Annotated in this window: 8 protein-coding genes; 7 read left to right on the top strand and 1 reads right to left on the bottom strand. The window is 71.2% G+C overall.

The features are described 5' to 3' along the window. The first annotated feature begins 123 nt into the window (after positions 1-123). The 3 genes from GTZ93_RS17630 (at position 124) to GTZ93_RS17620 (ending at position 3,363) form a co-directional block, all read left to right on the top strand. A complete protein-coding gene (locus GTZ93_RS17630; RefSeq protein WP_139915561.1) occupies positions 124-2,151 on the top strand; it encodes a YgiQ family radical SAM protein in 2,028 nt (675 codons plus the stop codon). A gap of 86 nt (positions 2,152-2,237) precedes the next feature. After that, entirely contained in the window at positions 2,238-2,738 is a 501-nt protein-coding gene (locus GTZ93_RS17625; RefSeq protein ID WP_120577814.1) for a hypothetical protein, read from the top strand. Positions 2,739-2,931: 193 nt separating this feature from the next. After that, the gene (locus tag GTZ93_RS17620; protein ID WP_126933547.1) at positions 2,932-3,363 is read left to right on the top strand and encodes a hypothetical protein; all 432 of its coding nucleotides are present in this window, start codon (positions 2,932-2,934) and stop codon (positions 3,361-3,363) included. 7 nt (positions 3,364-3,370) lie between these two features. On the opposite strand, the gene GTZ93_RS17615 is transcribed toward GTZ93_RS17620, so the two are convergent. Then, positions 3,371-6,349: a hybrid sensor histidine kinase/response regulator gene (locus tag GTZ93_RS17615; RefSeq protein WP_180945997.1), complete on the bottom strand. Its 2,979-nt coding sequence runs from the start codon at positions 6,347-6,349 to the stop codon at positions 3,371-3,373. A 362-nt stretch (positions 6,350-6,711) separates the two neighbouring features. Between GTZ93_RS17615 and GTZ93_RS17610 the strand changes: the two genes are divergently transcribed. The 4 genes from GTZ93_RS17610 (at position 6,712) to GTZ93_RS17595 (ending at position 15,566) form a co-directional block, all read left to right on the top strand. Beyond that, positions 6,712-7,692 (top strand): ChaN family lipoprotein, encoded by a 981-nt coding sequence (locus GTZ93_RS17610; protein ID WP_139915562.1) that lies wholly within the window; start codon positions 6,712-6,714, stop codon positions 7,690-7,692. Positions 7,693-7,984: 292 nt separating this feature from the next. After that, entirely contained in the window at positions 7,985-9,169 is a 1,185-nt protein-coding gene (locus GTZ93_RS17605) for a hypothetical protein (RefSeq protein WP_257978960.1), read from the top strand. A gap of 184 nt (positions 9,170-9,353) precedes the next feature. Further along, positions 9,354-14,399 carry a hypothetical protein gene (locus GTZ93_RS17600; RefSeq protein ID WP_257978961.1) on the top strand — a complete coding sequence of 1,682 codons (5,046 nt, stop codon included), beginning with the start codon at positions 9,354-9,356 and terminating at the stop codon, positions 14,397-14,399. 66 nt (positions 14,400-14,465) lie between these two features. Further along, the gene (locus GTZ93_RS17595; protein ID WP_139915565.1) at positions 14,466-15,566 is read left to right on the top strand and encodes an ADYC domain-containing protein; all 1,101 of its coding nucleotides are present in this window, start codon (positions 14,466-14,468) and stop codon (positions 15,564-15,566) included. The last annotated feature ends 1 nt before the right edge of the window (position 15,567 follow it).

Genomic DNA, 15,567 nt, shown 5'->3' with positions numbered 1-15,567 from the left:
TTGGACGACCTGACGGGTTGCCGGTCCCTCGGGGTGCAGGAGGGCAGGCGGCCGTCGCAGTGGACAGCGCCCGCCCTGATGGGGTTGGTTGGCCCTCCCCCGCTGTTGAGGGGAACCAAGCCCATGGCCTCCATCACTCCGCGTTACGCCCACCCGTTCCTCCCCGTCACCCGCGCCGACATGCAGGCCCGGGGGTGGGAGCAGTGCGACATCATCATCGTGAGCGGGGACGCCTACGTGGACCACCCGGCCTTCGGGCCGGTGCTCATCGCGCGCTTCCTGGAGGGGCGGGGGTTCAAGGTGGGCATCATCCCCCAGCCGGACTGGCACTCGGCGGAGCCCTTCAAGGCGCTGGGGGCGCCCAGGCTCTTCTTCGGGGTGGCGGCGGGCAACCTGGACTCGATGCTCAACCGGCTGACGGCCCAGAAGAAGAACCGCTCGGAGGACCAGTACAGCCCGGGCGGGCGCACCAACTGCCGGCCGGACCGGGCCTCCATCGTCTACGCGCAGCGCTGCCGGGAGGCCTTCCCGGACGTGCCCGTCGTGCTGGGCGGCATCGAGGCCAGCCTCCGGCGCATCGCGCACTTCGACTACTGGAGCGAGAAGGTGCGCCGCTCCATCCTCTTCGACGCCAAGGCGGACCTGCTGGTGTTCGGCATGGGCGAGCGGCCCATCTGGGAGATCGCCGACCGGCTCAACCGGGGCGAGCGCATCGAGGACCTGAAGGACATCCGGGGCACCGCGCACCTCATCAACGACGCGGCGATGAAGGCCCTGGAGGCGGACCCGGCGAAGCGCGCGGCGGACCACGACAAGGTGGTGGTGCTGCCCTCGTACGAAGAGGTGGTGGCGGACACGCGCGCCTTCGCGGTGATGAGCCGGGACTTCCAGATGGAGACCAACCCCGGCAACGCGCGCGCCATCGCGCAGCGCCACGGCAACCGCGCCATCTACATGAACCCGCCCGCCCGGCCGCTGGAGGACGGCGCCGGACAGAGGCCCGGGGACACGGCCACGGTGGCCATGGACGAGCTGTATGACCTGAAGCTCAACCGCGTGCCGCACCCCATGTACAAGGAGCCCATCCCCGCCTACGAGACGGTGAAGCACTCGGTGGTGCTGATGCGCGGGTGCTTTGGCGGCTGCACCTTCTGCTCCATCACGGAGCACGAGGGGCGCGTCATCCAGAGCCGCTCCGCGCAGAGCGTGCTGCGCGAGGTGCGCGAGGTGCGGCGCATGGGGGACTTCCGGGGGACGATCACCGACCTGGGTGGGCCCACGGCGAACATGTACAAGCTCAAGTGCAAGAGCGAGGACATCGAGAGCCGCTGCCGCAAGCTGTCCTGCGTGCACCCGGGCGTGTGCGAGAACCTCCAGACGGACCACGGGCCGCTCATCTCGCTGATGAAGCAGGTGCGCGAGGAGCCGGGCATCAAGCACGTCTTCATCGCGAGCGGCGTGCGGTACGACCTGGCGGAGCGCTCGCCGGAGTACGTGAAGGAGCTGGCGGCGCACCACGTGGGCGGCCAGCTGTCCGTGGCGCCGGAGCACGTGTCGCCGCGCGTGCTGGAGAAGATGAAGAAGCCCGGCATCGAGAGCTTCGAGCGCTTCCAGAACATGTTCGCGTGCGCCAGCGAGGACGCGGGCAAGGAGCAGTACGACATCGCCTACTTCATCAGCGGCCACCCCGGCTCCACGCTGGAGGACATGGTGATGCTGGCGCAGTGGCTGAAGGAGAAGGGCAAGCGGCCCCGCCAGGTGCAGGACTTCATCCCCACGCCCATGTCGGTGGCCACGGCCATGTATTACACGGGCCTGGACCCGCTGAAGATGGAGCCCGTGTACACGGCGAAGGGCCTGCGCGAGAAGCGGCTGCAGAAGGCGCTGCTCCTCTACTGGAACCCGGAGCACTGGCCGCTGGCGCGCGAGGCGCTGAAGCTGGCCGGGCGCGAGGACCTGATTGGACGGGGCCCCAAGGCGCTGGTGCCGCCGGAGTCCGCCGCGGAGGCCTCGCGCCTGCGGCGTGCCTCGGAGAACGCGGAAGCCGGGGAGGGCCTGGCGACGAACGCATGGCCCCGGCCGGCGCAGCCACGTCCGTCCGGGCCTCGGGGTGGGGGCCGCACGCCGCGTCCGGGCCCACGCGGGCGGTAGGAGCCCCCTGACTTTCGTTCCGGGGGGAGGCTCGGGTATAGGTGCGCCGCCTTTTACGAGCGGCCACACCGCCGGAGCCCGACACCATGCCCAGGACTTCCCAGGAGCAGTCGCAGGAGCGTCACGCGTTCCTGCTCGACCTCTTCCGCAACCAGCCCGACCTGAGCCGCCAGGACGCCCTGGAGAGCTTCAAGGACCGCTTCGGCGCGACCATCAACCTGCGCACGTTCAACGAGCTGCGCGAACAGGCGAAAAAGGAGCTGTCCTCGCAGCCCGCCGCTCCGGTCGCCGCCCCCAAGGAGGAGCAGGACGTGGAAGTGCAGGACGAGCGGGCAGAGGTGACGGCGGAGGACGCAGGGACGCTGCTGAAGGCCGCGGCGACTCCGGAGCTGCACGCGGGTGCGGTGCCGGCGAAGAAGCCGAAGGCGAAGGGCCCGGGCGCGCGCAACGTGTTCGTGGACGCGTCCGCGGAGCAGCTCCAGTTCCTGGAGCGCATCGTGCAGCAACTCCAGGAGGCCGGTGCCGCCAACCTGCGCATCGACCACGCCACCGACCGGTGGATGGTGCTGGTGGTGGATTCCAAGTAGCCGTCTGGACCGTCAATGCCTGACACCCAAGGCCCGCCTCCCCTCTCACGGGGAGTGCGGGCCTTGTCGCTTCAAGGGTGCGCAAATATATACCTAAAGAAGGAATTCGTGACCAGTTTGACATAATAGCAAAACCAAACTATCCCTTCTGTCTGTGGATGCGCTCACGCATTCACAGACTCAGGGGAAACCGATGACCCGTTCGATTCCTGCGCTGGCCTTGGTGGTGGGTGGATTGTTGTTCGGCTGTGGTGGGATGCCCGAGGAGGGCGAAACCCAGGAGCCGCAGGCCGGGTCGGAAGGCAATGTCTCCCAGAGCGCGGTGCAGACCAATCTTGTCTCTGGCGTGACCGTGACCTACACCCCCGCCACCGACACCTTCACGGTCCACGACACTTTGGCGGATGGTCACTCCGCCGTGGCGGACATCATCAACCACAACACGGGAAGCAATACGCAGTGCTGGAATCCCAATGGCGCGGGAACCTCCAAGTCTTGCGAGCGGAACTATCCCAACAAACCTGTAATCTCCTTTCGTGCGTGTACGGGTGAGTACGGCCCTCGCAGGCTCGTCGCCTGTTCCGGCTGGTTGACGATCAACTCGTTCGCGCCCGAAAAGAAGTAGCAACCCGTCAGGCCTGCGGTCCCGCCAGGGGCAGTGACACCGTGAAGGTGGCGCCGCCCCCTGGCGTCTCGGACAGGCCCACGGTGCCGCCGTGGGCCTCCACCACCTGACGGGCGATCCACAAGCCCAGGCCCAGGCCTCCGAAGTTGCGCACGGATACCGCGCGCTCGAAGCGCTGCCAGATGCGCTCCCGGTCCTCGGGGCGCACGCCCATGCCGTGGTCCACCACCGTCAGGCGCGCGCTCGGGCCCACCTGCTCCACGTGCACCTCCACCGGCTTGCCCGGTCCGTACTTCAACGCGTTGGACAGCAGGCCCTGCACCACCTGCTCCAGGCGCGCCCTGTCGAAGCGGCCCCGCACCGGACCCGCGATTCGCAAGGTCACTTCGCAGCCCTCGCGGCACAGTTCCTCCCGCGCCTGGGCCACCTCCTCCGTCACCAACGCGGCGAGGTCCACGTCCTCCACGTTCAGGTGCACCGGCCCCGCGGACAGCAGGGACATGTCGAGCAGCGTCTCCACCACCGTGGCCAGACGATGCACCTGCCGCCGCGTGAACAGGAGCCGCTCGCCCAACCGGGCGTGCGCGTCCGGCCCCAGGCCCCTCTCGATGAGATCCAACTGGAGCCGGAAGCCCGCCAGCGGCGTCTTCAATTCGTGGCTCACCACCGACAGGAACTCGTCCCGCGCGCGGACCGCGTCCTGCAACACCGCCTCGCGCGACGACAGCTCCGCCACCTCCCTGCGCACCCGCGCCATCTCCAGCTGCGTGCGCACCCGTGCCGCCAGCTCACGCGCGGAGAAGGGCTTCACCAGGTAGTCATCCGCGCCCGCCTCCAGGCCCTCCACCGAAGCCTCCTCGCCCGCGCGCGCTGACAAGAGGACGAAGGGGATGGCCCGCAGCCGGGGATCCGCGCGCAGCTCGCGCAGCAGACCGAAGCCGCCCAGGCGCGGCATCATCACGTCGCTCAACACCAGGTCGGGCGGGCGCGCGCGGATGGCCTGGAGCGCGGCGTAGCCGTCCTCCGCTGTCTCCACCGTCACCGACGCGTCCAAAAGCCCCGTGATGTATTTGCGCAGGTCCGCGTTGTCGTCCACCACCAGCACCCTCGCGGACATGGGTGGCAGCAGCGGAGTGGCCCTCACTCCTTCCGAAGTTCGCGCCCCATCCTCCGGGCCCGTCGGCGCCAGCCATCCGCGGATCTCCTCGACGTAGGCGGACGCGCTCCGCTCGACGGAGTGCGCGGGACCTCTTCCCTCGGGAACGAGCTGCTCGCGCGGCAGGTGACTGCTGCCCAGGGGCACCGCGACACAGAAGGTCGTGCGCTGCCCCAGCACGCTCGTCACGTCCACGGTGCCTCCGTGCAGCTTCGTCAGCTCCTGCACCAGGCTCAGGCCAATGCCGCTGCCCTCGTGGCTGCGCGAACGGGCGTTCTCCACGCGGTGGAAGCGCTCGAAGATGTGCGGCAGCTCCGCCTCCGGGATGCCGCTGCCGGTGTCCCGGACCGTCAGCCGCGCCTGGCCGTCCTCAATGTGCAGCCGGACGTGGACGCCTCCCTCGAACGTGAACTTCATCGCGTTGGAGAGCAGGTTGAAGACAATCTTCTCCCACATCTCGCGGTCCACCCAGACGGGCTCTGTCAGCGGCGGCAGGTCGAGCGTGAGGGTGAGCTGGGCTCGCTTCGCGATGGACTCGAACTGGCTCACCAGCTCCGCGGTGAAGGCGGACAGGTCCGTGGGCTGGAAGGCCGCGCGCACGCGTCCGGCCTCCGCTCGGGTGAAGTCGAGCAGCGTGTTGACCAGCTTGAGCAGCCGGGTGGCATTGCGCTGCACCAGGGACAGCCGCTCCGCCAGACGCGGGGCCAGCGGCTCCGTTGGATCCGACAGCGCGTCCTCCACGGGCCCGAGAATCAGCGTCAGGGGCGTGCGGAACTCGTGGCTCACGTTGCTGAAGAAGGCCGTCTTGGCCCGGTCCAGCGCCGCGAGCCGCTCCATCCGCTCCACGGCCTCCTGCCGCGAACGCGCACTGGAGGCAGCCGTGGCCAGCGACCCCGCCACCAGTTCGAGGAAGCCCCGGTACTCCCCCTCGGGGCTCAGGAAGGGGCTCAGGCCCACCACCAGGAAGCCCAGGTCTCGGTCCCCTTCCGCGTGCGGCAGCGGCAGCACCAGGGCGGGCCGGGGCGGCTCCGCGACCTCCGACGGCAGCGGTGCGCCAAGCCACCCATTCACGTCGCCCACCCGCCAGGCCTGGCGCGTGCCCGCCACCGGAGCCAGGAGCCCTCCCGCGGGCCCTCCAGCCTCCGGCGCGCGCAGGTCGAAGTGCGCGGGCACCGCCGCGCTCCGGGCGCCCATGCCGGTGGAGCCCACGAGCGAGGCCCGTGCCCCGTCCGCGTCCGTGACGTAGAGCCACGTGAAGGGCAGGTCGGCGGGGTTCTCCCCCAGGGCGTCCAGGCCGGCACGGCACGCCTCCTCCACGGAGCCCGCGCCGCCTGTGCGCTGGGTGAGCAGGTGCAGCGTGCGCAATCGCCGCTGCCCCAGGACCTGCCCTGTCGTCTCCAGGGCCGGTGTGTAGAAGCCCACCACCTTGCCGTCGTCATCCAGCACCGGGCTGTAAGACCAGGTGAAGTAGGCCTCCTCGGCGGAGCCACCCCGCTGGATGGGCAGCGACTGGCTCTCCGCCCAGTTCGCCTGCTTCGTGCGCTCCAGCTCGTCGAACATGCTGCCAAGCGGGTGCCACAGCTCCGGGAAGACGTCGCGCAGCGGCCCCAGTGCATGGTCTGGATGCTTGGCGCCCATGATGGGAATGCCCGCGTCGTTGTAGAGCTGCACGCGCTCCGGTCCCCAGTAGATGAACATGGGGAAGCGCGTCGTCAGGCACATGCTCACCAGGGTGCGCAGCGTCGGCGGCCATGACGCGATGGGCCCCAGCGGCGTCCCGGACCAGTCCCGCTCCAGGATGAGCCGCCCCATCACGCTGCCGCCGCGCAACGACTCCAGCCAGCCCTCGGGACGCGGCGCGGCCCCTGCGGCTCCGGCCGGCTGCGGCGCGCTCTGTTCGTTCTTCGGACGGCTCAGGGGGAGGCTCGAGGAGTGCGGGACGCGTGGACGAGGGGACCTGAGGTGGACGTAGCCAGCCGGTCTCCCCACTTCAACGCCGGAGTCCGCCAGACGGCCCTTTCCGTCGCCTACCAGGCAGGGCCTCTCAGCCGAGGGGCCTCGAACCTGCCCACCCCTTCTCCATGGGGGCAGGCGGGCAGCCGCTGGTGGACTCCCTGGACGCAGTGTCCGGGAGCAGGGGCCCCGCCGTTTTCAGACGGGCAATCCCCGCGCGGCCTGGGTGAGATGGCGGGATGACGCGAATTCCCTTCGGCCTTGTCCTCGCGCTGTCCCTGGGTTGCGCCAGCAGGCAGCAGCCGTCCCCTCCTCCCGCGCGGGAGTGGGCCACGACGCTGTACCGGGACCACCCGCTGGTGGGACGCATCTGGGACGTGGCGGGAGGCCGCTTCGTGGACGAGAGCGCCCTGCGCGCGGCCGTGGTGCCCGCGCGCTTCGTGCTCCTGGGCGAACGGCACGACCACCCGGACCATCACCGGCTCCAGGCGGAGCTGGTGCGCGCGAGGACGGACGCCGGTCAGCATCCCGCGCTCGCCTTCGAGATGCTGGACGTCACGCAGCAGCCCGCCGTGGACGCGGCGCTGAAGGCCCATCCGGAGGACGCGGAGGGCCTGGCGAAGGCGGTGGACTGGGCCAAGAGCGGCTGGCCCGCCTTCAGCCTCTACGCGCCGGTGTTCGCCGCGGGCCTCCAGGCGCACCTGCCCATCGTCGCCGCCAACCTGCCCCGCGCGCAGGTGCGGGAGCTGGTGATGAAGGGACCGGAGGCGCTTCCTTCCGACCTGCGCTCGCGCCTGGGGCTGGAGGCGCCCGTGCCCGAAGCGGAGGCGAAGGCGGTGCGTGAAGAGTTGGACCGCTCGCACTGCGGACAGCTTCCCCAGGAGATGCTGGAGCCCATGGCGCTGGCGCAGCGGGCGCGCGACGCGATGATGGCGGACCGGCTGCTGGAGACCGTGCCCGCGGACGGCGCGGTCCTCATCACCGGCAACGGCCACGTCCGGAACGACCGGGGCGTCCCCGCGCACCTGGAGCGCCGCGTGAAGGACGTCACCGTGCTGAGCGTGGCGCTGCTGGAGGTGTCACCGGAGGCGCTGAACCCCCAGGACTACGCGGCTGTCGTTGGCGCCACCACCCTGCCCTACGACTACGTGTGGTTCACGCCAGCCATGCCGGAGGACGACCCGTGCAAGGCGTTGCGGGAGCGCAACAAGAAGCCCTAGCACCGCGAGTGTCAGACCCCGATGGTACGTGAAATGGCGGCACCCGATGCCGCCGCTGCAATTGATTCGTTTCACATTCGTACCCATCGAGACCGGAGACACTCCAGGAGTGAAACTCCTGAAGGGTGATTCCATCCCATACGCAACGGATTTCACGACAACAACAGTCGCGCCGCAATGTCGAATTGAACTGTCAATTCAAGACACCCTCACGTAATCAATAGCGCATCCGGGTTCCCCGGATCGGCTGTCTCCCCCCTGACAGCCTGAACCACCATCCAAGAGAATGACAATGACGACTCGAAGCCTCGGGTTTCGTGCGTGGCGTTGGAGCGCGGTGCTTTCTTTGGCGCTGACGGGCTGTGCCGTGGAGCCCCAGCCGCAGGAGCAGGCCCCCCAACAGGAAGAGCAGGCGAAGGTCCTGGAAGCGCAGGCGCATGAGCTCACCCCACCCGCGGGGTGTAGTGAGATCACCATGGGCGCGCTGTCGAACGGCGTCCAGCTGACGCCGGTGATGTACGGCGGACAGCCGACCTATCAGGGCACGTTCAACGGCCTGGGAGACCCGGCGCTGAAGGACACGGCGTTCGTCCGGCTGGACGTGAACACGGCGACGGGCGTGCATGACCTGGCGGCCGGTGGCGCCAACACCTTCACCTGCGAGCAGTGCGTCTGGGGCTACCAGGACGCGGGCACGACGGGCCAGAAGCTGTTCGTGGCGGACACCGGTGCCCTGCTGCTGGCGCTCAAGGTGTCGCCGCAGCAGTCGGTGGGCGTGCTCTACAACGTGACGCTGCGTGAGTCGGTGAACGCGGCGCCGCTCAGCGCGCCCTACAAGGGCAGCGCGGTGGTCCCGGGTGGCGAGTGCAAGTGGATCCGCTACGCGACCTGGAACACCCTGCGGCCCATGGGCTGCGACCCGCGCGAGGGCTCGTGGACGGCGAACGTGCCGGGTCACACCTGCGTGGCGGACAACTACTTCGCGGATGACGGCACGCTGGAGAAGTCGCAGGGCACGGGCACGCAGGGCGCGGCCTGCACGCGCACGCCCGCGGCGGATGCCAACCACCCGGCGACGACGGACTGCGCGCAGGGCTTCGCGTGCTCCGACCTGTTCACGGATGACCGGCAGTGCCTGAAGACGTGCGACCCGATGGCGGCGGTCCCCGGCTGCCCCACGGGGACGGTCTGCGGCGTCTACGGCACGTGCATCGAGCAGTCGGTCCTGGAGCCCCTCGGCTTCGATTTCGACCCCGCCCTGATTGGTGAGACGTGCACCAAGACCTACGCCGAGTTCTGCGGCACGGAAGGGGCGCGCGGCGCGTGCGTCAGCCTGAACGGCCAGACGAAGTGCCAGCCCTACACCCGCGCCCGGTCGGAGTGCGGTCCGGGCGAGGAGCTGGGCTTCATCAACTACCCGCTGTCCGGTGGCGGCTACGACCGCACCACCGGCTGGTGCTACCACGACGGTCTGTAGGCCCGGCGTGGGGGGAGCCCGGCCGTGGAGGCCATGGCCGGGCTCCCTGAAGTGACAGTGTCTCCAGGGACGGCACTCCGGGTGGAGGCGGTCCGGTATGCTGACGCACATGCTCTGTCCTGCCTGTACGGAACCGCGTGCGCCAGACTCCGGGCCCCTGTGCCCGGAGTGCGGTGCCGCCCTCGTGCCCGCCGCCGGGCGGCACCTGGATGACTTCGTGCTGGCGCGGATGCGACGGCGCATCGAGCACTGGCGCTTCGACGGGTTGGTGGATCCCGCCACTGCGGACCGGCTGGAGGCCTCGCTCGCGGCGCCTGTGGAAGCGGGCGCGAGCGCTCCGGAGGCGCCCGCGCTCGAGGCCGGGGTGGTTCCGGTTCCGGTGGAACCGGCGCTCGACTCCGCGGCGCGGGTGGAAGCCTGGGCGGATGACGTGGCCGGTTCGCTGCGTCGCGCGGGCGGGTGGCGTCCGGGGTGGTTGGCCGCGATCGCGAACTCGCTGGACGAGACGGCGCGGGCGGAGCGGGAACAGGCGGCGCGGCGACGGGTGGTGGCGCAGGACGTCGGAGAGTCCTCCCGCGTGGAGGACCTGGGTGACGATGCGGCCCGGGCCGAGCGCGAACGGGCGGCACGGCGGGTGGTGGCGCTGGATGACGGCGAGTCCTCCAGCGAGGAGGACATGGGTTCGGCGTTGGGGTCGGGTCAGGCGTTGTTCGGCCGGGGGCACCTGGACTCACTGGGAGGCAGTGGCCTGGAGGCGGTCATCGCGCTCGACGAGGGCGACAACCCTCCCCGCCTCAATGAGTACATCTGGTGGTTCCTCGGCGCGGTGCTCGTGCTGGGCGGCTCGCTCATGGGCGTCCGCGAGGCGTGGCGGGCGCTGGGTGGAGTGCCCCGGCAGCTCATCGTCACGGGCGCGCTCCTGGGCTACCACGCGGCCTTCATCGGGCTGGGCACGTTCCTGGCGCGGCGCTCGAGGTCGGCGGGGCGCGTGCTCGCGGGCATCGGGCTCGCCTTGCTGCCGGTGGTGTTCATCGCGCTGTCGGCCCTGGTGGCGCTGAATCCCGTGGTGGGCGTTCCCGCGGCGTTCGGTGTCGCCGCCGTCGCGCTCCTTCCGCTGCGGGCAGCTGGACGGCTGTGGCGCGGGGCTTCCGCCACGACCTTCGCGGTGGCGCTTTTCCCGTCGCTCCTGGCGGGGCTCCCGCTGATGGGTTGGGGCGACGCGCCCTGGCTGCGTACGCTGTGCGCGTTCGCGGGCGTGGTGGCGCTGGGGGCTTCGGTGTGGCGGGCGCGCGCGGGCACGGCTTCGTTCGCCGGGGTCGGCGCCGCGCTGTATGGCGCGCTCTGGCTGGCGGTCTTCTCCGTGGCGAGCGGCCCCTCCGGGTTCGATGCGCTGGAGCCGGGGGCGCCCCTGTTCGCGGGGCTCGTGCTGTGGGCGGTGGCGCTGGGCGCGGTGGTGGCGGCGGGAGCATCCTCGGAGGCCGTCCGGGCGGCGCATCCCCGCGCGGCCCCGGTGTTCGAGACGCTGGCGCACGCAGTGGTCGCCAGCGGCGCGCTCGCGGGGGCGCTCGGCGCCTTCTCGGTCTTCCCGGGTGAGGACACCTGGGTGGATACGGCATCCGTCTGCGCGCCCGTGCTGGCCGCGCTCGTCTTCTTCCTGTTGGAGTTCCGCCGGCGGGCCCTGGTGCATCCCGCCGTCATGGCGGCGCTGCTCGCGGGGGCGTTGGTCGCGCGCGTGCAGGCACCGGATTCTCCGGCGTGGTGGTGCTTTGGCGTCGCGGCGGTGGCGGCCGGGTTGATTCTCCTGGCGCGCGTGACGTTCTCCGCTGTCGTGCGCAACCGGATGCTTGCGTGGGGTGTCGTCGTCTCGCTGGCGACGATGCCCGCGTTCTCCGTGCTGGCGTGGATGCAGGGGACGAACGCGCCCTGGCCCCAAGCGTACACGGGTGCGGTCATCGCGTTCGCGGCCCACTTCGCGGGGCGGTGGCGGTGGCGGGGCCTCCACTACCTGGGCGGTGTCGCGTTGCTCTTCGGGGCGCGCTCGGCCGTGGACGGGACTCCGTGGCTCGCGTCCAGCGCGGCGGACCTGGGCGTCTTCGGGCTCGCGGCGGTGCTCTACGGACTGGCTGGGCTCGCGCAGTCCGCGTGGATGGAGCGTCAGGGTCTGCGGGACGCGTTCCGGCCCCTGGAGGACCTGTCTCTTGTCATCGCCGCGCTCGGGGTGGCTCGGGCGCTGGGGGTCGCGCCCGTGTTGCCGGATGCGCTCTCGGGTGTCGTGGTGCCCTTCTCGACGGTGATTGCCTGCGTGCCCACGGCGGTGGCCACGGGGGTGCTGCTGCTTCGCGTCCGGCGCGATGGCAGCCGGCTCGTCGGCTTCCTGGCGGCCATGGGGCTCGCGCTCACGGTGTCGCAGGGCCTGGGCACGGTCTCCGACTTCACCTCGGCGCGGGCCGCGCTCGTGGCGGCGGGCCTGGGCTTCGGCTTCGCGCTGTTCGCGATGCTTCGCGGCCAGGGTCTCGACAAGGTGAAGGGCCGGCGGCTGCTGGACGTCTTCCCGCTGCCTTTCGGTGCGCGGGGACGGCCGCTGTTCACGGATGGCTTCGCGGGCGCCGCGCTCGTGCAGGCGGTGCTCGCGGTCATCACGCTCGTCAACTGGATCGCCCTGCCGGACAGCGCCGAGCGTCCGGTGGCCCTGCTCGCGGGCGTACTGCTCACGGCTGGCGCGCTCCTGGCGTTCGTGTCGCGTGGCTTCGTGGCGTTCCAGCTGCGGGGTTCGGTGGTGACGCTCGCCCTGAGCGGTGGATTCATCGTGCTCACCGGGGCCGTCAATCGCGCGGGCCGGCCGCTTCCGCCCGACGTGTCGGCATTGCGCCTGCCCCTCATCGGCATCGCGCTGTGGTTCCTCGCGCTGGGCTTGCGACGCGTGGGACCGTGGGTGGCGCAGCGACTGGAGAGACCCAAGCACGGGCCGCTGTACCACGCGGTGCCGCACCTGGGCGTGGCCGTGCTGGCCGTGCTGCTCCTGAAGTCCGCGCTCGTCGTGGGACTGCCGGCTCCGTCACGCGCGCTGGGCCTGGTGCCGCCGCTCCTGGTGCTGGGGCCGGCGCTGCTCACGGTCCTGCTCGCGGCCTCGTTCCGCTCGCGGGTCCTGGCACATTGGGGGCTCCTGCTGGGGATTCCCGGCGCCGCGCTCTGGGCCGCGCAACTGTCGCTGCTTGGAAGTCCGCTGGTGGCCCTGATGCCTCCCGACGGGCAGTGGATCCGCGCCACGGCGGTGGACAGCATCAGCCCGTCACTGGACTGGCTGCACCCGGCGGCCTGGATGCCTCCGGGCAGCAGCGAGTTCCTCCTGTGGCAACAGGCGTTCGCCGGTATCGCCGCGGCCGGGCTCGTCTACGCGGTGTTCGCGGTCGCGGTGGCCCGGATGGACGCGGCCCGTGCGTTCTTCCGGCGGCTGCTGTCCCTGCGCACCGATGACACCTCGGGGCCCTTCCTCCAGGCCCTGCCCCGGGAGACCCTCACGGCCGTGGGGCTCGTGGTGGCGGCGGCCTTCTTCCAGCCCGGTTTGGTCTCGGCGCAGCTCGTCCTCGCCATCGGGGCCGTGCTCTTCGTGGGCGGTGCGCGCGGGCCTGGGCGCGGCGTGCTGGGGGTGGGCCTGCTGCTGCTCGTGCATGCCCTGGCCCACCTGATGCCGCACCTCGAGCCGTGGCCGGGACCCACGCTGGCGCTGTTGGGGCTCGGGGTGGTGGTCGTCGCGCCCTGGCTCGCGAAGCGGCGGGGCCACGACGAGGGCCGCACGCGACTGCGTACCCACCTGGCCGTGCTGCCCTACTTCATCGCGGCGATGGTGTATGCGCTGGCCGTCGAAGGGCACACGTCATCGACGCTGGCCGTTCCCGTCCTCGTGTTGGAGATGTTCGAGAGGCTGATGGGCGAATGGATGATGTCCTTCGCCTTCCCCCTGACGCTGGGAATCCTCTCAGCGGCCCTCCTCGTGGCGGCCTTCCAGTGGCGCGGGGCGCTCGCCGGGCTCATCGCGGGGCTCGGGACCATGGTCGCCGGAGGCGCGGTCGTCGCCACGGGAATGACGGTCCTCGCCCAGGCCATGCCCACGTACCTGTCCCTCTTCACCCAATCCGGCGCCACGCTGGCATTGGCCGCCGCGGGGAGCGCACTGGCCCTCCACGTCGCTCGACGTGTGACGTCCCGCCGCCGGAGCGACGTCGCGGGAGGCATGGGCTGGGGCCGCGACCTGTGGCTGGTGACGAGCGCGGCGCTGCTCGCGACCGTCGCCGTGGGAGGCCAGGCCTCCGAGGACGTGCTGCCCGTGGCGCTGGCGGCCATCGGGCTGGCCGTGGGCGTGGCCCTGCATGCCGCGTGGCGCGAGCACACGGGCCGCCATGTCTACTTCGTGCAGCTCTCGGTGGTGGGCGTCTACGCGCTGGTGCGCGGGCTGCACGCGCAGGGCCTCCGCCCCGAGCATGACGCCCTCTTCGCGCTGTCGCTGGGCTTCGTCCTCGTCGGTGTGACGGTGCTGGCGCGCAGGGCGGGCGTGCGGCCCGTGGAGCAGGCGACGCGGCGGTTCGCGGCGCTCCTGCCCATCGCGGTGGCGTTCATCCTCCCTGGCGATGCGACGGGCGACGCCGCACTGCTCGCGGGAGGCTCCGGCCTGCTGTACGCGGCGCTGGGCGCGGTGGAGCGCAGCCGGATGTTCGGCGCGTTCGCCGCGGCGGCCTGCAACCTGGCGCTGCTCATCGCCGCGCTCGCGTTCGGCCTGGAGGGGCTGGAGGTGTACCTGGCGCCGCTCGGGCTGCTGCTTTTGATGATGGGACAGCTCTTCACGTCCAGCCTCCCGCACGCGGCGCGCAACGCGGTGCGCATCCTGGGCGGACTGCTGCTCTATGTGCCCGCGGCGGCGAAGCTGACGGCCAGCATGGGCCAGTCCGAGGATGGCACGTATGCGATTGTCTTCGGCGCTGTCTGTCTTCTGGGGGTGGCCGTGGGCATGGCCCTGCGCATCCGCGCCTACCTGGCGCTGGGGACGCTGTTCCTGCTCCTGGACGTGGTGGCCAACCTGCTCGACGCGGGCTTGCGGGACCACCGCATCGGCTTCCTGGTGATGACGCTCACGGGCCTCACCATCGTCACCGGGCGCGTGATGGCGACCTTGAAGCGCCAGGAGTGGGACCTGCTGCTGCGGCGCGTGCGTGTCCAGCTGCGGGGCTGGGACTGACAGCGCCGTGCGGGGGGCGGACGGATTCCGTGCATCGATTTTGGGCCCGGGGTCTCATCGGAAGCGATGAACGCGCCCTTCCGAACCCTGCCGGTGTGCCTGTTCCTGCTCCTGTCCGCGCAAGGACAGGCCGCGCCGCCCGCTACCGCCCCGAAGCCCGGGCCCGCCCGGTCCGTGAGCGCTCCGACCGACGCCGAGCGTTACGCGCGCCGGTGCCAATCCCAGACGGCCCAGCGCATCGCCCGGCCCCAGGGCACCATGTTGTGGGGAACCAAGCGCGGCTGGGATCCGGAGAAGACGACGGAGGAGCGCACCAGCGTGCTCGTCTCCGTGGCGCTGGACGCGCCCCGGCAGGCGGAGGACGGGGTGACGGGCCTGCGCTTCGAAAATGGCCGGCTGTGGGCGGTCCCCCCACCGGAGACCAGGGCGACGGTGAGCGACGTGGTGGGCACCGTGCTCCAGGGCACCGCCAGCGACGGCAAGCCCGTGGAGGTGGCCATCTGCGGCGCGGAGCCCGCGGCGGACGACCCCACCCGCGTCTTCTACCGCATCGAAGCGTGGAACCCCGTGGCGCGCGAATGGGAGAACCCCTGCGTCGCGCTGGACCGCTCTCCCGCGCCTCGGGCGCTGGCGGTGGGCGGCGTGTGGGACGCGAGCGGCGCCCACGCCGACGCGGCGGACCGGGTCACCTTCGCGTGTGAGAACGGCGCCATCTCCAAGTGCATCCTCTGGGGCTACGCGCCCTGGGCCTCGCGGGACGGGAAGTCGCTGGCCGGCCTCCACCAGGCGTGCACGCGGCTGGCCCGCGCGGACTACTGCGGCAACGGCCGGAGCCACACGCGCCAGGACACCACCATCGACATCTATGACCGGATGGGCGTGCTGGAGCGCGCGACGGAAGTCACGAGGGAGTGGGACCCGGCGAAGGGGTCCTTCGAAGCGGCCTGGGCACCCGACGGCGCCACCTGCCTCTCCCGCACCCGCGACGGCCGCGCGCTGGAGGGGATCCTCCAGGAGTGCCCCGGCCGGTTCCAGGCGAGCACGGGTGACGCACGCGACGAGGGAGAGGTGTGCACGGTGAGCCGCGGAGACGTGAAGCCCGGGGCCACGCTGCTGCGCAACCTCTCCTATGGCCCTCCGAAGGCGGAGCCCGCGCGGGTGCAGTAGT

The sequence above is a fragment of the Corallococcus exiguus genome (assembly GCF_009909105.1).
GTDB classification, from domain to species: Bacteria; Myxococcota; Myxococcia; order Myxococcales; family Myxococcaceae; genus Corallococcus; species Corallococcus exiguus.
The sequence above is the reverse complement of the archived record's forward strand: the minus strand, read 5'-3'. Positions and strand labels throughout refer to the sequence as shown.